Origin of the sequence: Pseudoxanthomonas sp. (genome assembly GCF_051953815.1) — a bacterium.
Taxonomy (GTDB): domain Bacteria; phylum Pseudomonadota; class Gammaproteobacteria; order Xanthomonadales; family Xanthomonadaceae; genus Pseudoxanthomonas_A.
Window position 1 is genome coordinate 1 of sequence record NZ_JBQCIJ010000008.1, and the last position, 21519, is coordinate 21519.

At 68.0% G+C, this 21519-nt stretch carries 17 protein-coding genes; 10 read left to right on the top strand and 7 right to left on the bottom strand.

Annotated elements, in window-relative coordinates; all coding sequences use genetic code 11:
• From ctaD to ACTHN1_RS02115, 3 genes are all read right to left on the bottom strand, one after another.
• Positions 1 to 1580 (bottom strand): cytochrome c oxidase subunit I (ctaD, locus tag ACTHN1_RS02105; protein WP_440469320.1); only part of this gene is annotated, 1580 nt, incomplete at its 3' end.
• 31 nt (positions 1581 to 1611) lie between these two features.
• The gene (gene coxB, locus ACTHN1_RS02110) at positions 1612 to 2565 is read right to left on the bottom strand and encodes a cytochrome c oxidase subunit II (protein ID WP_440469321.1); all 954 of its coding nucleotides are present in this window, start codon (positions 2563 to 2565) and stop codon (positions 1612 to 1614) included.
• 19 nt (positions 2566 to 2584) lie between these two features.
• The gene (locus ACTHN1_RS02115) at positions 2585 to 3064 is read right to left on the bottom strand and encodes a DUF2244 domain-containing protein (protein WP_440469322.1); all 480 of its coding nucleotides are present in this window, start codon (positions 3062 to 3064) and stop codon (positions 2585 to 2587) included.
• Positions 3065 to 3293: 229 nt separating this feature from the next.
• Between ACTHN1_RS02115 and putA the strand changes: the two genes are divergently transcribed.
• The 3 genes from putA (at position 3294) to ACTHN1_RS02130 (ending at position 9109) form a co-directional block, all read left to right on the top strand.
• A complete protein-coding gene (gene putA, locus ACTHN1_RS02120; protein ID WP_440469323.1) occupies positions 3294 to 6542 on the top strand; it encodes a bifunctional proline dehydrogenase/L-glutamate gamma-semialdehyde dehydrogenase PutA in 3249 nt (1082 codons plus the stop codon).
• Between the two features lie 118 nt (positions 6543 to 6660).
• Positions 6661 to 7809 (top strand): diguanylate cyclase, encoded by a 1149-nt coding sequence (locus tag ACTHN1_RS02125; protein ID WP_440469324.1) that lies wholly within the window; start codon positions 6661 to 6663, stop codon positions 7807 to 7809.
• A 136-nt stretch (positions 7810 to 7945) separates the two neighbouring features.
• Positions 7946 to 9109: a diguanylate cyclase gene (locus ACTHN1_RS02130; protein WP_440469325.1), complete on the top strand. Its 1164-nt coding sequence runs from the start codon at positions 7946 to 7948 to the stop codon at positions 9107 to 9109.
• A gap of 119 nt (positions 9110 to 9228) precedes the next feature.
• Here the strand turns inward: ACTHN1_RS02130 and ACTHN1_RS02135 are convergent, their stop codons facing one another.
• A complete protein-coding gene (locus tag ACTHN1_RS02135; protein WP_440469326.1) occupies positions 9229 to 10617 on the bottom strand; it encodes an outer membrane protein transport protein in 1389 nt (462 codons plus the stop codon).
• Between the two features lie 226 nt (positions 10618 to 10843).
• On the opposite strand from ACTHN1_RS02135, the gene ACTHN1_RS02140 reads away from it, so the two are divergent.
• The 4 genes from ACTHN1_RS02140 to ACTHN1_RS02155 all read left to right on the top strand — a co-directional run bounded on the left by ACTHN1_RS02140 (position 10844) and on the right by ACTHN1_RS02155 (position 14180).
• A complete protein-coding gene (locus ACTHN1_RS02140) occupies positions 10844 to 11530 on the top strand; it encodes a rhomboid family intramembrane serine protease (protein ID WP_440469327.1) in 687 nt (228 codons plus the stop codon).
• A gap of 57 nt (positions 11531 to 11587) precedes the next feature.
• Entirely contained in the window at positions 11588 to 11908 is a 321-nt protein-coding gene (locus ACTHN1_RS02145) for a DUF1820 family protein (protein ID WP_440469328.1), read from the top strand.
• A gap of 83 nt (positions 11909 to 11991) precedes the next feature.
• Complete coding sequence (locus ACTHN1_RS02150) at positions 11992 to 13260, top strand: cation:proton antiporter (RefSeq protein WP_440469329.1); 1269 nt, start codon at positions 11992 to 11994, stop codon at positions 13258 to 13260.
• 62 nt (positions 13261 to 13322) lie between these two features.
• Positions 13323 to 14180 carry a class I SAM-dependent methyltransferase gene (locus tag ACTHN1_RS02155; RefSeq protein ID WP_440469330.1) on the top strand — a complete coding sequence of 286 codons (858 nt, stop codon included), beginning with the start codon at positions 13323 to 13325 and terminating at the stop codon, positions 14178 to 14180.
• A 13-nt stretch (positions 14181 to 14193) separates the two neighbouring features.
• Here the strand turns inward: ACTHN1_RS02155 and ACTHN1_RS02160 are convergent, their stop codons facing one another.
• From ACTHN1_RS02160 to gpmI, 3 genes are all read right to left on the bottom strand, one after another.
• Positions 14194 to 15507, bottom strand: a complete 1314-nt coding sequence (locus tag ACTHN1_RS02160) for a S41 family peptidase (RefSeq protein WP_440469331.1) — start codon at positions 15505 to 15507, stop codon at positions 14194 to 14196.
• A 96-nt stretch (positions 15508 to 15603) separates the two neighbouring features.
• On the bottom strand, positions 15604 to 16854 hold the full coding sequence (locus tag ACTHN1_RS02165) for a murein hydrolase activator EnvC family protein (protein WP_440469332.1): 1251 nt from the start codon (positions 16852 to 16854) through the stop codon (positions 15604 to 15606).
• A complete protein-coding gene (gpmI, locus tag ACTHN1_RS02170; RefSeq protein WP_440469333.1) occupies positions 16851 to 18404 on the bottom strand; it encodes a 2,3-bisphosphoglycerate-independent phosphoglycerate mutase in 1554 nt (517 codons plus the stop codon). Before gpmI ends, ACTHN1_RS02165 begins: the two co-directional genes overlap by 4 nt.
• A 164-nt stretch (positions 18405 to 18568) precedes the next feature.
• On the opposite strand from gpmI, the gene ACTHN1_RS02175 reads away from it, so the two are divergent.
• The 3 genes from ACTHN1_RS02175 (at position 18569) to ACTHN1_RS02185 (ending at position 21516) form a co-directional block, all read left to right on the top strand.
• A complete protein-coding gene (locus tag ACTHN1_RS02175) occupies positions 18569 to 19231 on the top strand; it encodes a hypothetical protein (RefSeq protein ID WP_440469334.1) in 663 nt (220 codons plus the stop codon).
• 60 nt (positions 19232 to 19291) lie between these two features.
• A complete protein-coding gene (locus ACTHN1_RS02180) occupies positions 19292 to 20998 on the top strand; it encodes a M28 family metallopeptidase (protein WP_440469335.1) in 1707 nt (568 codons plus the stop codon).
• Positions 20999 to 21126: 128 nt separating this feature from the next.
• Positions 21127 to 21516 (top strand): MAPEG family protein, encoded by a 390-nt coding sequence (locus ACTHN1_RS02185; protein ID WP_440469336.1) that lies wholly within the window; start codon positions 21127 to 21129, stop codon positions 21514 to 21516.
• The last annotated feature ends 3 nt before the right edge of the window (positions 21517 to 21519 follow it).

The following is a 21519-nucleotide window of genomic DNA, read 5'->3' on the forward strand; positions in this document are numbered from 1 at the left end:
CGAATCACCGGCGGCACCGTGAACGTGTGGTGCGGTGCCGGCGACGGCACCGTCCACTCGAGACCGTGCGCGCCTTCCCATACCTGGGTCGTCGCGCGGTTCTTCGAGAAGTACACCGCGTGGATCACCACGCCGACGAAGATGAGCTGGCTCGCGCCGAACCAGAAGCCGCCGATCGACGAGATCATGTTGAAGTCGGCGAACGCGACGTTGTAGTCGGGAATGCGGCGCGGCATGCCGGCCAGGCCGAGGAAGTGCTGCGGGAAGAACAGCACGTTGACCGAGATCACGCTCGACCAGAAGTGGATCTTGCCCCAGCGCTCCGAGTACATGTTGCCGCACCACTTCGGCAGCCAGTAGTACGCCGACGCCATGATCGCGAACACCGCGCCGGTGACCAGCACGTAGTGGAAGTGGGCGACGACGAAATAGGTGTCCTGGTACTGGAAGTCGGCCGGCACGATCGCGCACATGACGCCCGAGAAGCCGCCGATCGTGAACAGGATGACGAACGCGATCGCGAACAGCATCGGCGTCTCGAACGTCATCGAGCCGCCCCACATCGTCGACACCCAGTTGAATACCTTCACGCCGGTCGGGATCGCAATCAGCATCGTCGCATACATGAAGTACAGCTCGCCGCCGAGCGGCATGCCGACCACGAACATGTGGTGCGCCCAGACGATGAAGCTCAGGAACGCGATCGAAGCGGTCGCATACACCATGGCCTGATAGCCGAACAGCGGCTTGCGCGCGAAGGTCGGGATGATCTCCGACACGACGCCGAACGCCGGCAGGATCATGATGTAGACCTCGGGGTGACCGAAGAACCAGAAGATGTGCTGGTACATCACCGGGTCGCCGCCGCCGGCGGCGTTGAAGAAGCTGGTGCCGAAGAACTTGTCGGTCAGCAGCATGGTGACCGCACCGGCCAGCACCGGCATCACGGCGATCAGCAGGAACGCGGTGATCAGCCAGGTCCAGCAGAAGATCGGCATCTTCAGCAGATCGATGCCCGGGGCGCGCATGTTCAGCACGGTCGCGATGATGTTGATCGCGCCCATGATCGAGCTGACGCCCATCATGTGGATGGCGAAGATGCTGAAGGCCACGTTGGCGCCGCCCTGCAGCGACAGCGGCGGGTACAGGGTCCAGCCGCCGGCGGGCGCGCCGCCCGGCAGGAACAGGGTCAGCAGCAGCATGCTGAAGGCGAACGGCATGATCCAGAAGGACCAGTTGTTCATGCGCGGCAGCGCCATGTCCGGCGCGCCGATCTGCAGCGGAATCATCCAGTTGGCCAGGCCGACGAAGGCCGGCATCACGCCGCCGAAGATCATGACCAGCGCGTGCACCGTGGTCATCTGGTTGAAGAACTCGGGCTTGACGAACTGCAGGCCCGGGGTCATCAGCTCCGCACGGATGATCACCGACATACCCGCGCCGATGATGAACATGATGAAGCTGAAAATCAGGTAGAGCGTACCGATGTCTTTGTGGTTGGTCGAAAAGAACCAACGCTCGATGAAGCTCTGCTGGTGACCGTGGTGATCGTCGTGGTGATCGACGGCGGTATGGGCCATGTTCGTGATCTCTTGCAGCTGTAGCGGACGATTAGGCCTGCGCCGGAGGCGCGGCCTGCTCGCTGGTGGGGGCGGCGTCGGTGGCCGGGGCCGGAGCGGCCTGGCCATCGGCGGGCGCGGCTTGTTCCGCCGGCGCGGCGGGAGCCGCCGGAGCCGGAGCGGGGGCCGGAGCCGGCTTCTTCGCAGCCAGCCACTTCTGGAATTCTTCCTTCGGCACCGCGCGCACGACGATCGGCATGAAACCGTGGTCCTTGCCGCACAGCTCGGCGCACTGGCCGCGGTAGACGCCCGGTTCCTTGATGTCGGTCCAGGCCTCGTTGACGATGCCCGGGATCGCGTCCTGCTTCCAGCCCAGCGCCGGCACCCACCAGGCGTGGATGACGTCGTCGGCGGTGATCACGAAGCGGATCTTGGTGTTGACCGGCAGGACGAGTTCATTGTCCACGTCCAGCAGGTAGTGCGGGTTCTTGGCCAGATCCGGCCGCTCGCCGCTCTGGCGGATGCGGTCGGACTCGCGGTCCAGGCGGCTGGTGAAGGCCACGTCCTCGCCCAGGTACTCGTACTTCCACATCCACTGGTAACCGGTGACCTTGACGGTCATCTCGGAATCGCGGGTGTCGTACATGGCGATCAGCTTGGCGGTCGCCGGCCAGGCCATGACCACCAGGATCAGCACCGGGATGACGGTCCAGATGATTTCCGCGGTGGTGTTGTGGCTGAACTGCGCGGCCACCGCTCCCTTGGACTTGCGGAACTTGAACATCGCGTAGGCCATCGCGCCGAACACGATGATGCCGATCACGACGCACACGATCAGCGCCACCATGTGCGCGTCGTAGGCATGCTGGGACGAGGCGGTGACGCCCTTGCCCATGTTCAGCTGCCACGGCTTCGGGTCCGCCGACTGCGCCCAAGCCAGCGCCGGCAGAGCCAGCAGTGCGCAGGCCGTCATCAAACGCTTCCAATACCCATTCAATTGCGTCATTGCCTAGACCCCAAATGCGTCATCGGTTGCGGCCACTCGCAGCCGCCAGTAAATCCTGCAACTTGTCCGCCAGCTGCCGGCGTTCGCCCGGACCGAGGAAATTGCCCACCTCGACCCGGCGACCGCTGGAAGCCAGCGAAATCCTTTCGCCATCCGCTTCGATACGGAGCCGCACCCAATACGGATGCGCCCGGAACACCGTCCCGGTCTCGGGGGGGCGGCTGACTTCCACGACCTCCGGACCAATGGTGATGTCCTCACTCCGCTCGCCGCTGCGCCATAGCCAGCGCAACGCCGCGGCCACCAGTGCGCTGTGCAGCAGGGCGAAGGCCGGTGCGAAGGCGTTGCCGGCCAGCCAGCCCAGCAGGGCCACCAGCCACATCGCCCCGGCCAGCGCGGCGAACAAGGCCACGAACTGGCGGGCCGTCAACGCCCGGGGCGGACGCAGCCGGAGCCGCGCGCCGTGGATACCCGGCAATGACGGAAGCACTTCGATCATGCTGCCAACCGCGCAACGAGGCCGCGGAAAACCTCTAAATGTTAGCCTCACCCCCCTGTTGCGGCAAGTTGCAATGATCTCGGTCAATGGCGGGACGGCGCCGGGCGGTTCCGGCCGCCCGCGCCGGGAAGGGCCGGGAAAGACCGGCGCCATGCGCTTCCATCCGTTCGCGAACGGTGCCCCGGCTCACTACACTATCCGGCTCCATCGCCCGCTTCCGAAGACGTTCATGAGCTCCCAGCCCCAGCCCGGCACCGAGGCGGCCCCGCCGCCGGCGCCCGCCGGCATCGTTTCCCCCGAACTCCCCGCCCCGCCGCCGGCGCTGCGGGCCGCCATCACCGCGGCCTGGCTGCGCGATGAGACCGAGCATGTGCGCGAACTGCTGGCCCAGGCCCGCCTGCCGGCGGACGAGCAGGCCCGCGCGCAGGCGCTGGCCGCCGATCTGGTCAAGCGGGTCCGCGCGCGCGCGCAGGACCAGGGCGCCATCGAGGCCTTCATGCGCCAGTACGACCTGGGCAGCGAGGAAGGCGTGCTGCTGATGTGCGTGGCCGAGGCGCTGCTGCGCATTCCCGACCAGGAGACCGCCGACAAGCTGATCCGCGACAAGCTGGGCGACGCCGACTGGGAAAAGCACCTGGGCCAGAGCGATTCGGTGCTGGTCAACGCGTCCACCTGGGGCCTGATGCTGACCGGCAAGCTGGTCAACCTCAACGATCTGACCCGCCACGACGTGCCCGGCGCGTTCAAGCGCCTGATCGGCCGGGTCGGCGAACCGGTCATCCGGCTGGCGGTACGCCAGGCCATGCGCATCATGGGCCACCAGTTCGTGATGGGCCGGACCATCGAGGAAGCCCTGGGCCGCTCGCGCAAGGGCGACAACGCCAACTACCGGTATTCGTTCGACATGCTGGGCGAAGGCGCGCTGACCTCGAAGGACGCCGCGCGCTACCTGGAGGCCTACCGCAAGGCGATCCACGCCATCGGCGAGCACACCCGTCCGCACCGCCAAGGCGATGCGGGGGGCCCCTTCCCCGACGTGTTCGCCGCCCCCAGCATTTCCATCAAGTTGTCCGCCCTGCATCCGCGCTACGAGCACGCCAAGCGCGCGCGGGTGATGAAGGAGCTGGCGCCGGGCATCCTGGAACTGGCGCAGCTGGCCAAGTCCTATGGCATCGGCTTCACCATCGATGCGGAGGAGGCTGATCGCCTGGAGCTGTCGCTGGACCTGATCGAAGCCACCTTCTCCGACACGTCGCTGGACGGATGGGAAGGCTACGGACTGGCGGTACAGGCCTACCAGAAGCGCACGCCGTACGTGATCGACTTTCTCGCCGACCTGGCCCGCCGCGTGGGCCGGCGCATGCCGGTGCGCCTGGTCAAGGGCGCGTACTGGGACGCCGAGGTCAAGCGCGCCCAGATCGACGGTCATCCGGGCTATCCGGTGTTCACCCGCAAGCCGAACACCGACGTGTCCTACCTGGCCAACGCGCGCCGCATGTTCGAGCACGGCGACGCGCTGTATCCGATGTTCGCCACCCACAACGCGCAGACCATCGCCGCGATCCGCTCGATCGCGCGGGGCCGTCCCTACGAGCACCAGAAGCTGCACGGCATGGGGGACGATCTGTACGCGGAAGTAATTCCAGCCGATCGCCTGGGCGTGCCCTGCCGCGTGTACGCCCCGGTCGGTTCGCACGAGGACCTGCTGCCTTATCTGGTCCGCCGCCTGCTGGAGAACGGCGCCAATTCCAGCTTCGTCAATCGCATCACCGACGAGGGCGTGGCCATCGAGGATCTGATTCGCGACCCGGTGGAAACCGTGTCCGCGTTCGACTCGATTCCGCATCCCCGCATCCCGCTGCCGCGTGACCTCTTCCGCAACCAGGCAGCCCCCATCCCGACTTCTGACAGGAACAACTCCATGGGCGCCAATCTCGCCAACGACAACGACCTGCGTGCACTGGCCGAGCGCGTCAACGCCGCCGTCAAGCCGTGGCGGGCCGCGCCGCTGGTGCCCGGCGCGGTGGTCGCGACCGCGGCGCTGGCGGTGACCAATCCGGCCGATCGCCGCCAGACCGTCGGCGAATGGCAGCCGGCCGACAGCGCGTCCGTGGAAAAGGCGCTGCAGAACGCGGTGGCCGCGCAGCCGGCCTGGGACCGCACGCCGGCCGCCAGCCGCGCGGCGATCCTGGAGCATGCCGCCGACCTGCTGGAGCAGCGCATGCCCGAATACATCGCGCTGTGCGTGAAGGAAGCCGGCAAGACCCTGCCCGACAGCGTCGCCGAAGTGCGCGAAGCGGTCGATTTCCTGCGCTACTACGGCGCCCAGGCGCGCGCGCAGTTCGGCGCCGCCGAACGCCTGCCCGGCCCGACCGGCGAGTCCAACGAACTGCAGCTGCATGGCCGCGGCGTGTTCGTCTGCATCAGCCCGTGGAATTTCCCGCTGGCGATCTTCCTCGGTCAGGTCAGCGCCGCGCTGGCCGCCGGCAACAGCGTCATCGCCAAGCCGGCCGAGCAGACCAACCTGATCGGCCATGCGGCGGTGAAGCTGCTGCACGAAGCCGGCGTGCCGGAAGCCGTGCTGCAGTTCCTGCCCGGCGACGGCGCCACCGTCGGCGCCGCGCTCACGAAGGATCCGCGCGTGGCCGGCGTGGCCTTCACCGGTTCCACCGAGACCGCCCGCGCGATCAACCGCGCGCTGGCCGCGCGTGACGCCGCCATCGGCGTGCTGATCGCCGAGACCGGCGGCCAGAACGCCTTCATCGCCGACTCCTCGGCGCTGCCGGAGCAACTGGTCAAGGACGCCATCGGCTCGGCCTTCACCTCCGCCGGCCAGCGTTGCTCGGCCGCGCGCGTGCTGTTCGTGCAGGACGACATCGCCGACAAGGTGATGACGATGCTGGCCGGCGCGATGGACGAGCTGAAGGTCGGCGACCCCGGCCTGCTGTCCACCGATGTCGGCCCGGTGATCGACGCCGACGCGCTGAAGATCCTGGAAGACCACGCCGCCCGCATGGCCGGCGAGGCCCGCCTGATCAAGCAGGCCCACCTGGGCGAGGACGCCGCCCACGGCACCTTCTTCGCGCCGCGCGCCTGGGAGCTGAAGTCGCTGGACCAGCTGCACCGCGAGATCTTCGGCCCGGCGCTGCACGTGGTGCGCTGGAAGGCCGATCAGCTGGATCAGGTGATCGACGCCATCAACGCCACCGGCTACGGCCTGACCCTGGGCGTGCATTCGCGCATCGACGAGACGATCGACCGCATCGCCGCGCGGGTGAAGGTGGGCAACGTCTACGTCAACCGCAACCAGATCGGCGCGGTCGTGGGCGTGCAGCCGTTCGGCGGCCAGGGCCTGTCCGGCACCGGTCCGAAGGCCGGCGGCCCGCACTACCTGCCCCGTTTCGCCACCGAGAAGACGGTGACGGTCAACACCACCGCCGCCGGCGGCAACGCCTCGCTGCTGACCCTGGGCGACTGAGCCCCGGATCGGCCGGCGCGCCGTCGCTCCCCGACAGGGCCGCCTTGCGCGGCCCTGTTGTTTTGTGACGCAGTGCCGATAACATGCTGGTGAGGATCCGGGGGGAGCCGGCGGTCGGATGAGCTTGTCGGTGCTGTTGACGCTGTTGAGCGACTGCCTGCTGGCGGTCGTCCTGTTCGTCCTGTTCTGGTACGTGGCCCGGGTGTCGCGCAATGTCCAGGGCATCCTCACCTGGGGCACCGCCCACCTCTTCTACACGGTCGGCGCGACGCTCCTGGACGCCGGTACCGCGGGTTTCGAGAGCGCCGGCCTGGCCACGGCGGCCGAACTTTCCACGCATGTGGGCGCCACCATCCTGTGTGGCGGCATGGCCGGGCTCGGCTGGGCGGTCGTGCGGTTCGTCCAGCGGCGTCCGCTGCATCCGGGCGAAACGGCCGCGGTCCCGATTGCCGCTGGCATACCGCTGCTGATCTGGGCCCTGGGCGGAGACTGGGAAGCGCAGAGCGTGGCGCTCAATTGCGTCGAACTGGTGGTGCTGCTGTGGATGCTGTGGCACCTGCGCGTGCTGCGCGATGATCCCTACCGCCTGCCGGCGCGGATGATGATGCTGGGTTGCGGCCTGCTGGCGGCGCTGTACGGCAGCGTGGTGCCCGGCTGGTCGTTCAGCCAGTTCGGCTTCGACGAAATCTGGGTCAGCGTGGATCTGTCGATCTGGTTCATGCTCAATTTCTGCATGCTGATGCTGAGCAGTTTCCGCGCCGCCGAGTCGCTGAAGCTCAGCGCCATGTTCGATCCCCTGACCAGCGCCCTCAACCGGCGGGGCCTGCACGGCGAGCTGAGCACCTGGCTGGAACGCGACGATCGCGGGCTGACCGTGATCGCCATCGATCTGGACCATTTCAAGACCATCAACGATCGCCACGGCCACGATACCGGCGACCGCGTGCTCCAGCGCTTCAGCGAATCCGTGCGCGGCAGCCTGCGCAGCGATCAGCTGTTCGCGCGCATGGGCGGCGAGGAATTCGCGGTGGTGATGCCCGGCACCGACCGCGAAACCGCGCGGCAACTGGCCGAACGCCTGCGCAACCAGATGATGCGGCTGGATTTCACTCCGTCCGAGGGACGGCCGTTCCGGGTGACGATCAGCCTGGGCATCGCCACCAGCGACAGCGAGGGCGAACCCTTCGTCGAACTGATGCGGCGCGCCGACGACGCCCTGTACGCGGCCAAGCGCAAGGGCCGCAACCGGGTCGAAATCCATCCCTGAACCCGCCGACGCCTTCCCACCCGCGTCCGGCCCAGGGCCCGCGCCGCCCATGAAATCCGATAGCCGGAATCCGCCGCGTTCTGCGTTGTGGCATTAAACAGGACGTTGCACGGGCCACACGGGCAGAACCGGCTTCATGACCACCGATTTCTACCACTTGCTGATCAGCGATTGCGCGCTGGCGGCGGTACTGCTGGGACTCTTCTTCTACGTGTCGAGGGTGTCGCGCGGCGTGCGCGGCATCACCGCCTGGGGCGTGGCGCATTTCGTCTATTCGCTGGGCGCCGCCCTGCTCGACGGCACCGCGCAGGTCGTCTCGCAATCCGGTTCGCCGGAACTGGCGCGCGTCATCGCCGGGCTGGGCGGAGTGCTGGCCTGCGCCGGCCTGATCGGCCTGGCCTGGTCGGTGATCCAGTTCGTGCACCAGCGCGCGCTGCTTCCCGTCGAACGCGCGCTGATGCCGCTGGCGCTGGCGCTGCCGCTGGGCGGTTGGGTGCTCTATGGCGACAGCGATGCCCAGGGCGCGGCGATGAGCGCGGTGGAGGTATTCGCGCTGGCGGTGATGATCTGGCAGTTGCGCCTGCTGCGGACCGGACCGGATCACGTGCCCGCGCGACTGATGATGATCGCCTGCGTGGCGCTGCTCTATCTCTATGGCCGCGACCTGGCGCATGCGCTGACCGGACGCTACGGACCGAATCCGTCCTGGGTGAACGCGGATCTGTCGATCTGGTTCATGCTCAATTTCTGCATGCTGATGCTGGCCAGCTTCCGTGCCGCCGAATCGTTGCGCCAGAGCGCGCTGTTCGATCCGCTGACCGGCGCGCTCAATCGCCGTGGCCTGGACAGCGAACTGCGTTCCAGCGCGCGCTTCGTCACCCTGGAAGGCGGCCTCGCGGTGGTCGCGCTGGATCTGGATCATTTCAAGGCGGTCAACGATCACCATGGCCACCAGACCGGCGACCGGGTGCTGCAGCGATTCTCCGACGTCGTGCGCGGATGCATCCGCAGCGACGATCTGTTCGTGCGACTGGGCGGCGAGGAATTCATGCTGGTCCTGCGCGAGACCTCGCCGGAAGTCGCCCATCTGCTGGCGGAACGCATCCGTACCCAGGTGATGTCGCTGGAATTCGCTTCACCGGCATTCCGGATCACCGTCAGCCTGGGCATCGCCCATACGCGCCACCGCCATACCGTGTTCAACGACATGATGCGGCTGGCGGACGAGGCGCTCTACGCGGCCAAGCGCAACGGACGCAACTGCATCGAACTGCGGCTGCATCCCGCGCCGGCGCGCTGAGCCGGCACGCATCCTCCAGCCCACCGCCGGGGACGCGCTCGCGCGTCTTGGTGGGCGCGCAAAAGAAAAACCCCGCCGAAGCGGGGTTTTCCGGATTGCATCGATGAAGCCGCGCGCGATCAGAACTTGTAGTTGATCGAAGCCGCCAGCACATCGCCCGCCACGTCGTAGGAGCCGACCAGCGTGCTGCCGGTGGCCGAACGCAGGTTCACCGTCGGATCCTTGGTGAACAGGTGGGTGTAGCCGAAGCTGTACTCGGCCTTCTCCGACGGCGCCCAGGTCAGGCCCAGCGACAGCCACTTGCGGCTGGTGTCGGGCACGCGCACGTCGCGGTGCTCGGCGGTGGTCGGGGTCTGGTCATAGGCCACGCCGCCGCGCAGGGTCAGCGTGTCGTTCAGACGGTAGTCGGCGCCGATCGAGCTGAAGGTGGTGTCGCGGTAATGGAACGGCAGCACGTTGTTCGGCTGGTTGGACGCGAAGTCGACCGTCACGGCGTCGAACGACGGCTTCCAGAAGGTGCGCGACACGTCGGCCATGATGGTCAGCTTGTCGTTGACCTGGCGGGTGAAGCTCAGGGTCGCCGAAGCCGGCAGTTCGATGGTGGCGCGACCACCGGTGTTGACGAACACGCCGCGCGGCGCCATCAGCGCCAGGCCCTGGGTGGCCTGGGTGTTGGTGGCGGTGAACTTGGCCTTGCCGTTGGTGATCTCGTGCTTGACCTTGGAGCGGTAGCTCAGGCCCAGGTGGGTCTGCTCGTTGACGCTGAACAGGCCGCCGACGGTGAAGCCCCAGTCATTGCTGCTGCCTTCCAGCTGCGAGTAGACGTCGGCGCTGCCCGGCACGAAGCCCATCCCGATCAGGGTCGGACGCTGCGCGGCCGGCGCCGAGGACACCACGGCGGTGCTCAGGTCGACCATGTTGCTCAGATCCACTTCCAGGCGCTCGACGAACACCGAGGCGCCGAAGGACACGTACGGGTTCACGTCGTAGGAGAAGGCCAGGCCGAGGTCGGCCGTCTTCAGGTCGGTCTTGACGCCGTGGTAGCGGCCGACCCAGTTGCGGTCGTATTCGGTCTTGAAGCCGAACGGCACGGTCAGCGAAGCGCCCAGGTGGGCCTTCTCGCCGATCATGGTGTGGAAGTAGGCAGCCGGGACCGCGGCGATGGTGCCGGCGTCGCCGCCGTTGCCGCCGGTGAGCGGAGCGCCGGTGCCCGGGCCGGTGGTGAAGCTCGGCAGGCGGCCGCCGCCCTTGAAATCAGCCGAGAAGCTGATGGCGCTGACGTCAGCCTGGAACTGGGTTTCCTTCAGGTGGCGCATGGCGGCCGGATTGGTCGCGATCACCGAGGCGTCGCCCGGGGCGCTGCCGGAACCGGCGAATGCGCGGCCGAGGCCCTTGGCGCTGTTTTCCTTCAGCTGGAATGCGGCGCCGTGCGCCTGACCGAAAGCCAAGACGCCGGCGATGCCGAAGGCCAGCGCGGAAATACGGGCAAAACTGTTGACGGAATGCATGGTGTCTCTCTCCGGAGGACGTGGGTTGCGGTCAATGCGTCGCTGGAACGCCCGGCGTTATGCCCGCCGGTTCGTCCGCCGGAAGCCCCTCCCGACATACGACGCCGTATGCAGTATACGCACGTCCGCTAACCGAAAGCTAACAAACTCATGGCACGGTCCGGAGGAGATTCCTGAACAGGGAAATACGCCGGGCGACAGCCGGTGCGAGGTAAAGTGAGCCGGCATGTTCGTGTCCCTGCCCTCCCGCCGGAAGCCCTCGTTGCGCTGGGCCACCCCCACGTTGCTGGGGCTGCTGTGGCTGGCGTTCCTGTGGGCGGCGATGCAGCCGGACCGCGCGCGCCTGCTGCAGGAATGGGGCGCGCTGTCGGGCGGGCTGACCTCGCTGCCGGCCTGGCTGGCGGACCTGCAGGACGGCAGCGTGCTGCGCCTGTTCACCGCGCTGTTCCTGCACGCGGACTGGGCCCATCTGCTGGGCAACCTGGTGTTCCTGTTGATCTTCGGGATGCCGGCGGAGCGGACGATGGGACCCTGGCGCTTCCTTGTCCTGTTCCTGCTCGGCGGCGCGGTCGCCAACCTGGCCGCGGTGCTGACCATCGGCGCGCCCGACCGGGTGGTGATCGGCGCCAGCGGCGCGGTCTCGGCGGTGATTGGCGCCTACCTGGCGCTGTTCCCGACCGCCAAGCTGGGCGTGGTGCTGCCGCTGGGCCTGTTCCTGGAATTCGTGAAGGCGCCGGCCTCGCTGCTGATCGGCATCTGGGCGCTTCTGCAGGTCGTGTTCGCGTACACCGGCCCCGCGTTCGGCGCGGTGGCGTGGTCGGCGCACATCGCCGGTTTCCTGTTCGGGGTGGTATTCGCCCTGTTCGTCCGCGCCGCCATCGCCCGGCGCCTGCGCAAGCGGCAGGGCTATTGAACCGCCGGCGGGCGGCCACATCTCCTGCTCACCGCATCGCATTCCTGTTCCCGGCCCATGGCGAAGAAGCTCTACAAGGTCACTTTCCTCAACCACAACAAGGTCTACGAACTCTACGCGGGCCACGTGGGCGCCAGCGGCCTGTGGGGTTTCACCGAAGTGGGCGAGCTGGTGTTCGATCTGCACGACGGCGTGGTGGTCGATCCCACCGAGGAACGCCTGCGCGACGAGTTTGGCGACACCCGGGTGCTGCACCTGCCGATGCAGAGCATCATCCGGGTCGAGGAAGTGGAGCGCAAAGGCCAGTCGGCCATCCGCGACGCCGCCACCGGCGAGAAGGTGGTCACGCCGTTCCCGCTGCCGGCCAAGCCGCGCTGACCGCAGCGTCGCGGTAACCCCCGGTACGCTCCTCCGCCCCGCCGACCGCCTATGATGGCGCGTCGGGTTCCGGGGTCGTCTTGATGTCCACTGCGCAGCTGTCCGTCTACTTCTTCCTGCAGGCGGGCGTCATCATCGTGGTCTGCCGTCTGGTCGGCCGCCTGGCGCAGCGTTTCGGACAACCGCAGGTGGTCGGCGAAATGATCGCCGGCGTCACTCTGGGGCCGTCGCTGTTGGGTGCGCTGGCGCCCGCGGCGCAACTGGCGCTGTTCCCCAAGCCCACCCTGGACATGCTCTATGTCGGCGGCCAGGTCGGCGTGGGCATGTACATGTTCCTGGTCGGCACCGAATTCCGCGCCGACCATTTCCGCGCGCGCTATCGCAGCGCGATCGCGGTGTCGTGGGCGGGCATCGCCGTGCCGTTCCTGCTGGCATTCGCGCTGGCGCCCTGGCTGCAGCATGTGCCCGGGCTGTTCTCGGACAAGATCCGCTTCCTGGAAGTCGCGCTGTTCCTGGGCGCGGCCATCGCGATCACGGCGTTCCCGATGCTGGCGCGCATCATCCACGAGCGTGGGTTGGCCGGAACATCGCTGGGTACGCTGGCGCTGACCGCCGGGGCCATGGACGACGCCGCGGCGTGGTGCATCCTGGCGATCGTGCTGGCGAGTTTCGGCGGCAGCTGGATGCAGGCGTGGCTGGCCATCGGCGGCGGCATCGCCTATCTGTGCTTCATGCTGCTGGCCGGGCGGCGCCTGCTGCAGCCACTGGCCGCGCGCGTCCCCGAACACGGGCCACTGCCGTCCTCGGTGCTGGCCTGGGTCATGGCCCTGTTCTTCGTGTGCGCCTGGGCGATGGACGCCATCGGCATCCACGCCGTGTTCGGTGGTTTCATCCTCGGCGTCTGCCTGCCGCGCGGCGCGCTCACCGAGCGCCTGCGCGAGCTGCTGCAGCCGATGGTGGTGGTGGTCCTGCTGCCGCTGTTCTTCACCTATTCCGGGCTGAAGACCGAACTGTCCGTATTCCTGGATCCGGCGATGCTGCTGCCTGCCGTGGCCATCCTGCTGGCCTCGTTCGGCGGCAAGGCGATCGCCTGCTGGGCGGCCGCCCGGCTGTCGGGCGAGCCGCCGCGCGATGCGATGGCCATCGGCGCGCTGATGAACGCGCGCGGCCTGATGGAGCTGATCATCATCAACATCGGGCTGCAGGCCGGCGTGATCAAACCCGGGCTGTTCTCGATCCTGGTCATCATGGCGATCCTGACCACGCTGATGGCCACGCCGCTGTTCAACCGGATCATGCGCAACCATGGCGCGCCCGCGGCGCCGATCGCGGGCGATCCCTCGCTGCCCTGAGCGCACCCGGAGCAGGAAGCCGTTGCCCTAGAATCGGCGCTCCCTCTTCCGCCGGAACCGCCATGCGCAAGGACCTGCACGAAGGCAACCGCCATTCCTGGAACGCCGCCACCGTGGCCCACAACAGCCACAAGCGCAATCAGGCGGCGTTCTTCCGCGCCGGCGGCAGCACGCTGTTCCCGGAAGAAGTCGCCCTGCTGGGCGACATCGGCGGCCGGCGCCTGGTGCACCTGCAATGCAATGCCGGCCAGGACAGCCTGAGCCTGGCCGGATTGGGCGCGCGGGTCACCGGCGTGGACATCAGCGACACCGCGATCGACTTCGCGCGCCGGTTGGCGGACGAAGCCGGCATCGCGGCGGGCTTCGAGCGCGCCGACGTGTATGACTGGTTCGACCAGGCCGTTGCCGCCGGACGGCGATTCGATGTCGCCTTCAGTTCCTACGGCGCGCTCTGCTGGCTGTCGGATCTGGACATATGGGCGCGCGGGCTGGCCGCGGTGCTGGAACCGGGCGGACGTCTCGTCTGCGTCGAGTTCCATCCGGTCGCGATGATCTTCGATCCGCAGTGGCAACCGAAGTATCCGTACTTCGCCCACGGCGAGCCGCTGGTCTGGGAGGACGGCGTCAGCGACTACGTGGCGCTGTCCGGCGAAGCGCTGGCGCCCTCGGGGAACGAAGCCGGCGTGCGGGACTTCCGCAATCCGCATCCGAGTTACGAATTCCAGTGGAGCCTGGGCGAGGTGGTCGACGCGCTGCTGCGCGCCGGCCTGTCGCTGCGCCAGTTGCGGGAGTATCCGTATGCCAATGGCTGGCGCGGATTCGACGGCATGCGCGAAGGCGAGGGCCGGCGCATGTATCCGCCGGCGTCGATGCCCAGCCTGCCGCTGATGTACGGACTGGTGGCCGAACGACCGGCCTGAGCGGGTTCCGCGCTCAGCGCCGGGCCGCCGGCGCCTTCCCCGTCGCGGCCGCCGCCTGTTTCTTCAGTTCGGCCAGCGCGGCGGTGATCGGCTTCTCGCCATCCAGCACTTCACCGGCGGTATAGCCCTCCTGGCCCTCGTCGTCGCCACGCAGGTGGCCGGGCAGGGTGGCTTCGCTGTAGTCGATGAGCTCCGGCGCCCGGGTCGTCGATTCCGGATGCAGCTCCACGTCCGGCACGATGCCGCGCGCCTGGATCGACTTGCCGCTGGGCGTGTAATAACGCGCGGTGGTGAGCTTCACCGAATCGCCGTTGTCCAGCGGCAGCACGGTCTGCACCGAACCCTTGCCGAAGGTCCGGCTGCCGACGATGCGCGCGCGCTGGTTGTCGCGCAGCGCGCCGGCCAACACTTCCGAGGCACTAGCCGAACCGGCGTCCACCAGCACCACCACCGGCGCGCCTTCCAGCAGATCGCCGGGGGTGGCGTCGAAGCGCGAATCACTGATCACGATGCGGCCGCGGGTGGAGACGATGTTGCCCTTGTCGAGCAGGTCGTCGGCAATCTGCACCGCCGCCAGCAACAGGCCGCCGGGATTGCTGCGCAGGTCCAGCACCAGTCCACGCAGCCTGCCCTTGGCCTCCAGGTCGGCGACGTGCTTCTGGAAATCGGCGGCGGTCTCGGTCTGGAACGCGCTGATGCGCACGTAACCGTACCCCGGTTCGAGCAGGCGGCTGCGCACGCTGGCGATGCGGATGGTGTCGCGCACCAGGCTGACGTCGAACGGCTTGGCGGTCCCCTCGCGCACGATCGTCAGGGTGACCTTGCTGCCGGGCTTGCCGCGCAGCGGCTCCATGCCGTCGGTCTTCTCGATCGGCTTGCCGTCGATGGCCACGATCAGGTCGCCGGCCTTGATGCCGGCCTTGGCCGCCGGCGTGTCGTCGATGGGCGAAACGACCAGCAGGGTGTTGTCGGGCTGCTGCAGCAGATCCACGCCGATGCCTTCGTAGGCGCCGGAGGTCTGCTCGTCGTACGCCTGCGCGTCTTCCTTGTCGAAGTAGATGCTGTGCGGATCCAGATCCAGCAGCAGGCCGCGGATGGCGGACTGCATCAGCTTGCGATCATCCACCGGCTCGACGTAGGCCTCCTTGACCGCGTTGAACACGGCCACGTACCGGCGGATTTCCTCCAGCGGCACCTTCGAGGGCGCGGTTTCCGCGGCCGAGGGGTCGTCGCTGGCGCCCACCTCCGGTTCCTTGGCGGTCTCTTGCGCGAACGCGGGCGCGCCGGCGAGGGCGAACAGCAGGGCCAGAGGCAGGGAAGAGCGCATTGAAACTCCGTGGGAAAAGCGGCGGAACCATGGACCCCGCGCGGTCCACGGAGTTCGCCCGATTATGCGCGAACCGGCCGTGAATGGCGTCCCGGTTCAGCGCCGCTGCAGCCAGCTGCCCGGATCCACCGGCTGGCCGTTGCGACGCAGCTCGAAGTACAGCGCCGGGGTGCCCTGCCCGCCGGACGTGCCGACCTTGGATACCGGATCGCCGCGCTTGACCCGATCCCCGGTGTCACGCAGCAGGCTTTCGTTGTGCGCGTACAGGCTCATGTAGCCGTTGCCGTGGTCGATGATCAGGATCAGCCCATAGCCGGTCATCCACTCGGAGAACACCACGGTGCCGTCGGCCACCGCGGTCACCGTGCTGCCGGTGGGCGCGCCGATCAGCACGCCGGAACTGGTGCGACCGTCCGGCATGCGTCCGCCGTAGCGGGCCAGAAGGTTGCCGGACAAAGGCCAGCCCAGGCCGCCGACCTTCAGCGCCGGGGCGTTGGCCACTTCCGGGCGTGACCGCGACGGGGTTTCCGCAGCGCGCGGCGCGCCCGGACGCGCCTGCGCGCGGGCGCGTTCCTCGGCGGCCTTGCGCGCGGCGGCCCTGCGTTCGGCTTCGGCGCGCGCCGCCGCCGCCCGCAGATTGGCGAGCAGGCGCTCCAGCGAGCGCACGTCCTGGCCAAGCGCCTTCTCCCGGACCGATCGATCCTGATAGCGCTCGTCCAGATCGGCCACCAGCTTGGCCCGGCTCTGCCGATCCCGTTGCAATTGGGTCACCTGCCCGCGCAGGCGCTGGCGGTTCGCATCCAGTTGCGCGCGGCGGGCGGCGATGTCCTGTTCCACCTGCGCCAATGCCTGCAGCTCGGTGGTCAGGGAATCGATGCGCGCGGCCCGGTCCCGCTGCAGATAACCGTGATAGGCCAGGGTACGGCTGGCGTCGGCGGCGCGATCCTGCGACAGCAGCACCTTCAACGGCGCATCGCCACCGGCCATGTACGCCGAGCGCACCAGCGCGGCCAGTTGCTCGCGCTGTCCTCCCAGGTGTTCCAGCATCCGTCCGCGCTTGCGCTGCAGTTCGGCCAGCGCGGTTTCCTCGCGCCGCAGCGAGGATTCGGTTTCCGACAGCGTGCGGCTGCTGCGGCCGACCTGCTCGTCGGCCTCGCGCAGCTTGCGCGAGGCGTCGCCACGCTCGCCTTCCAGCTTGCGCCGCTCCTGGGCAATCGATTTCAGTTCGCCGCGCGCCTTTTCCAGGCGCTTCTGCGCCTCCCGCTGGCTCTGCGCCAGGGCTGCGCCGCTGATCACGGCCAGCGTGATCAGCAGGGCGACGCCGGCACGGAGCAGGCGCGGGGTCATTGCGCGGCGGCGAGCAGCGACTGGCCGGACATCTCCGCCGGCTTGGGCAGGCCCAGCAGATCCAGCAGGGTCGGCGCGACATCGCGCAGGGCCCCGCCGGCACGCAGCGTCACCGCGCGTTCGCCCACGTAGACCAGCGGCACCGGACCGACCGTATGGGCGGTGTGCGGCTGCCCGGTCGCCGGATCCCGCATCATTTCCAGGTTGCCGTGATCGGCGGTGATGATCATCGCGCCATGGGCGGCGCGCACCGCCGCATCCACCGCGCCGATGGCCTGGTCCACCGCCTGCGCGGCGAGGATCGCGGCGTGCAGGTCGCCGCTATGGCCGACCATGTCGGGATTGGCGATGTTGCAGACGATCACGTCGAAGCGGCCCGAGCCGATCGCGTCCACCAGCTTGGCGGTCAGTTCGGGACAGCTCATTTCCGGCTGCAGATCGTAGGTCGCGACCTTGGGGCTGGGCACCAGGATGCGCTCCTCGCCGGCGAAGGGATCCTCGCGGCCACCACTGAAGAAGAAGGTCACGTGCGCGTACTTCTCGGTCTCGGCGATGCGCAGCTGGGTCAGGCCCTGCTCGGCCAGCAGCTCGCCCAGCGTGTGGCGCAGATCGTCCGGCGGGAACGCCACCGGCGCCGGCAGCTTCGCGTCGTACTCGGTCAGGCAGACGAATCGCGACAACTGCGGACGCCGGGCCTGGAAGCCATCGAAATCCGGCAACACGAACGCGGCGGTCAGCTGGCGCGCGCGATCGGCGCGGAAGTTCATGAACACCACCGCGTCGCCATCGGCCATCGGCCGGGCGCCGTCGATCACCGTCGGCAGCACGAACTCGTCGTTCTCGCCACGCGCATACGCGGCCCGCAGCGCGGCCACGCCGTCGGCGGCGTGGTATTCGCTGCGCGCCTCGACGATCGCGTCCCATGCTTTGCGCACGCGATCCCAGCGCTTGTCGCGATCCATCGCGTAGTAGCGTCCGCTGACCGTGGCCAGCCCGGCATTGCCCAGGCGGGTACACAGGTCCTGCAACGCGCGCAGGCTCGGCTCGGCCGACTGCGGCGGGGTATCGCGGCCGTCCAGGAAGGCATGCACGGCCACCTTCGGCACGCCCCGGCGGTGGGCCAGTTCGAGCATGGCGAAGATGTGGTTCTCGTGGCTGTGCACGCCGCCCGGGGAAAGCAGGCCGAACAGGTGCAGGACGTGCCCGCCGGCCTTGGCGGCGTCGCAGGCGGCCACCAGCTCGGCGGTGTCGAAGAAGCTGCCATCCTCGATGGCGGCGTCGATGCGGGTCAGGTCCTGGTAGACGATGCGACCCGCGCCGAGGTTCATGTGGCCGACCTCGGAATTGCCCATCTGACCATCCGGCAGGCCGACGTGGCGGCCCTCGGTATGGATCAGGGTATGCGGCGCGGTCGCCAGCAGGCGCCGCCAGTTCGGCAGATCCGCCTGGGCCAGCGCGTTGTCGGTGGGGTCTTCGCGGTGGCCCCAGCCATCCAGGATCAGCAGGACGACGGGCTTGGGACGCGGGGAGGCGGACGGCGATGGGGACACGGCGGGGGTTCCGGTGACTTCAGGCAGATGAAGATTGTAGCGAAGCGTGCTGCGATGGCGGCGTTACCCTGAACACGGCCGGCCCATCGTTTTTGCCAGGCGGCTTAAACCCTGGCGGCCGCGCCGGCATCCAACCCGTAACTTTCGACGAACAGGACTTCACCTTGACCCGTACTTCCTCTGCCCTGCTGCTGACCCTGGCGCTGGCGGCCGCCCCCGCCTTCGCCGATGACGATGTCTCCAAGGTCAACGGCTCCATCACCGCCCAGGCGGGTCGGACCCATGGCGATCTGAGCACCGTCAACGGTTCCATCACCATCGACGACAACGCCGTCACCGGCAGCGCCGAAGTCGTCAACGGTTCGATCGACGTCGGCAACGGCGCGCGCACCAGCGGCCTGGAAACGGTCAACGGGCACATCAAGGCCGGCAGCAAGGTGCAGGTCGACGGCGAGGTCGAAACCGTCAACGGCTCGATCTTCCTGGATCGCGGCAGCAAGGTGCGTGAGGGCGTTTCCACCGTCAATGGCGCGATCGGACTGGTCGGCACCGACGTGGGCGGCGGCATCGAGACGGTCAATGGCGACATCACGGTGGGCGTGGATTCGCACGTGCGCGGCGGACTGAAGGTGGTGAAGCCGAAGGGCAACTTCAATTTCGAGCGCAAGCGCCTGCCGCGCATCGTGATCGGCCCGAACGCCGTGATCGATGGTCCGATGGTGTTCGAGCGCGAGGTGGTCCTGTACGTCCACCGCACGGCCAAGACCGGCCCGATCACCGGCGCCACCGCCAAGTCGTTCGATACCCCCAGCGCGCCGGCCGACTGATCGGGCGCATCCCCCGGAGCGATCGCATACACTCGGGATTCCCCGGTTCGAGGAATCCCGATGTCCCGCAAGCTCCCTCTGGCGGCGGCCGTGCTGGCCGCCACCTCCCTGCTCGCCGCGTGCAAGAAGCCTGATGCCGAAGCGCCGGCCGCCGCCGCGCCCGCCGCTCCGGCGCCGGCGGAACACGCCTTTGCCCCGGCCATCAACGAGGCCGACTTCGCCCAACTGGTGAAGACCCTGTCCTCCGACGAGTTCGAAGGACGCGGCCCCGGTTCCACCGGCGAGGAAAAGACCGTCGCCTACCTGGAAGCGCAGATGAAGCGCATCGGCCTGCAACCGGGCAACAACGGCAGCTTCTTCCAGGACGTGCCGATGGTGGAGACCACCGCCAGCGAGGGCACCGTGCTCAAGCTGGAAAGCAACGGCAAATCGCGCGAGCTGAAGTTCGGCGTGGATTTCGTGGCCGGCACCCGCACCGGCGAGAAGGAAGTGAAGGTCGACGCCAGCGAGATGGTGTTCGTCGGCTACGGCGTGGACGCGCCGGAACAGCAGTGGAACGACTACGCCGGCCAGGACTGGAAGGGCAAGACGGTGGTCATGTTCGTCAACGACCCGGGCTTCCATGTCGGCGACGAGAAGCTGTTCGAAGGCAAGCGCATGACCTACTACGGGCGCTGGACCTACAAGTTCGAGGAAGCCGCGCGCAAGGGCGCCGCCGCCGCGTTCATCGTCCATGACACGCCCGGCGCCAGCTATGGCTGGGACGTGGTGAAGAATTCCTGGTCCGGCGCGCAGTACGACCTGCCCGCCAAGGACGATCCGGAACGCCGCATCCCGGTGCAGGGCTGGCTGACCGCCGAGGCGGCCAAGCAGCTGTTCGCCGATGCCGGCCTGGATCTGGATGCCTCCTACAAGGCCGCCAACCAGCGCGGCTTCAAGCCGGTCACGCTGAAGACCAAGGCATCCATCGATCTGAAGAGCACCATCAGCGAGAAGAACTCGCGCAACGTGGTCGGCGTGCTGCCCGGCACCGATCGCAAGGACGAGGCGGTGCTGTACATGGCGCACTGGGATCACCTGGGCAAGCACGAGGGCGAGACCGGCGACAACATCTACAACGGCGCCATCGACAACGCCACCGGCGTGGCCGGCATCCTGGAAATCGCCGACGCCTTCGCCCACCAGGAGCCCAAGCCGAAGCGCTCGCTGGTGTTCCTGGCGGTGACCCTGGAGGAATCCGGCCTGCTCGGCTCCAAGTACTACGTCGCCCACCCGACCTTCCCGCTGAACAAGATCGCGGCGGTGATCAACATCGACGCGATGTCGGTGGCCGGCAAGGCCAAGGACATCACCGTGGTCGGCTTCGGCAGCTCCGAGCTCGAGGACGTGCTCAAGCCGATCGCCGCCGCGCAGGGTCGCACGCTGCATGGCGAGACCTCGGTGCAGAGCGGCTTCTACTTCCGCTCGGATCACTTCAACTTCGCCAAGGCCGGCGTGCCTGCGCTGTACGCCGACGGCGGCGAGGATCTGATCGATGGCGGCACCGAGGCCGGCAAGCGGGCGGCCGAGGACTACGCCAAGCACTATCACTCGCCGAGCGATCAGTACTACCCGGAAACCTGGAAGCTGGATGGCACGGTGCAGGATCTGGAAACGCTGTACGGCGTCGGCAAGGAGATCGCCGGTGGCGACAAGTGGCCGAACTGGTATCCGGGCAATCCGTTCAAGGCGGCCCGCGACAAGATGATGCAGCCGGCGGCGAAGTAAGCCGCGATGACGTGAGAACAACGGCGCCCTTGGGCGCCGTTGTTGTTTCCGGGCACACATTCCCCAGGCCGGGACATCCCGCGCGCATGCGCTTCGGCTAGGCTATGCCGCAATCCAAGGAGGAATCCATGTCCATCGCCTACTGGTGCATCCTGATCACCGCCGTCCTACCCTACCTGTGGGTGACCATCGCCAAGCGTTCCGGCGAGCGCTACAACAACCGCTCACCGCGGGAGTGGCAGGCCAGGCAGGACAATCCACGCTCGCATCGCGCCCATGCCGCGCATCTCAACGGTTTCGAATCCTTCCCGGCGTTCGTCGCCGGCGTGCTGATGGCGCAGCTGGCCGGCGTCGATCCCGCCACCATCAACCTGCTGGCGATCGTGTTCACCGTCGCGCGCGTCCTGCACGGCATGCTCTACATCGCCAACCAGGCCGCGCTGCGCAGTCTGGTATGGACGCTGGGCTTCGCCAGCGCGCTGGCCCTGATCGTGATGGCGGCGCTGAAGATCGGTTGATCC

Excerpts from the sequence above, each read along its gene's own strand:
- ACTHN1_RS02125 (WP_440469324.1), top strand. The coding sequence starts at position 6,661 with ATGAGCTTGTCGGTGCTGTTGACGCTGTTGAGCGACTGCCTGCTGGCG.
- ACTHN1_RS02115 (WP_440469322.1), bottom strand. The coding sequence starts at position 3,064 with ATGATCGAAGTGCTTCCGTCATTGCCGGGTATCCACGGCGCGCGGCTC.
- putA (WP_440469323.1), top strand. The coding sequence starts at position 3,294 with ATGAGCTCCCAGCCCCAGCCCGGCACCGAGGCGGCCCCGCCGCCGGCG.
- ACTHN1_RS02145 (WP_440469328.1), top strand. The coding sequence starts at position 11,588 with ATGGCGAAGAAGCTCTACAAGGTCACTTTCCTCAACCACAACAAGGTC.
- ACTHN1_RS02135 (WP_440469326.1), bottom strand. The coding sequence starts at position 10,617 with ATGCATTCCGTCAACAGTTTTGCCCGTATTTCCGCGCTGGCCTTCGGC.
- ACTHN1_RS02160 (WP_440469331.1), bottom strand. The coding sequence starts at position 15,507 with ATGCGCTCTTCCCTGCCTCTGGCCCTGCTGTTCGCCCTCGCCGGCGCG.
- ACTHN1_RS02155 (WP_440469330.1), top strand. The coding sequence starts at position 13,323 with ATGCGCAAGGACCTGCACGAAGGCAACCGCCATTCCTGGAACGCCGCC.
- ACTHN1_RS02150 (WP_440469329.1), top strand. The coding sequence starts at position 11,992 with ATGTCCACTGCGCAGCTGTCCGTCTACTTCTTCCTGCAGGCGGGCGTC.
- ACTHN1_RS02140 (WP_440469327.1), top strand. The coding sequence starts at position 10,844 with ATGTTCGTGTCCCTGCCCTCCCGCCGGAAGCCCTCGTTGCGCTGGGCC.
- ACTHN1_RS02180 (WP_440469335.1), top strand. The coding sequence starts at position 19,292 with ATGTCCCGCAAGCTCCCTCTGGCGGCGGCCGTGCTGGCCGCCACCTCC.
- coxB (WP_440469321.1), bottom strand. The coding sequence starts at position 2,565 with ATGACGCAATTGAATGGGTATTGGAAGCGTTTGATGACGGCCTGCGCA.
- ACTHN1_RS02185 (WP_440469336.1), top strand. The coding sequence starts at position 21,127 with ATGTCCATCGCCTACTGGTGCATCCTGATCACCGCCGTCCTACCCTAC.
- ACTHN1_RS02165 (WP_440469332.1), bottom strand. The coding sequence starts at position 16,854 with ATGACCCCGCGCCTGCTCCGTGCCGGCGTCGCCCTGCTGATCACGCTG.
- ACTHN1_RS02130 (WP_440469325.1), top strand. The coding sequence starts at position 7,946 with ATGACCACCGATTTCTACCACTTGCTGATCAGCGATTGCGCGCTGGCG.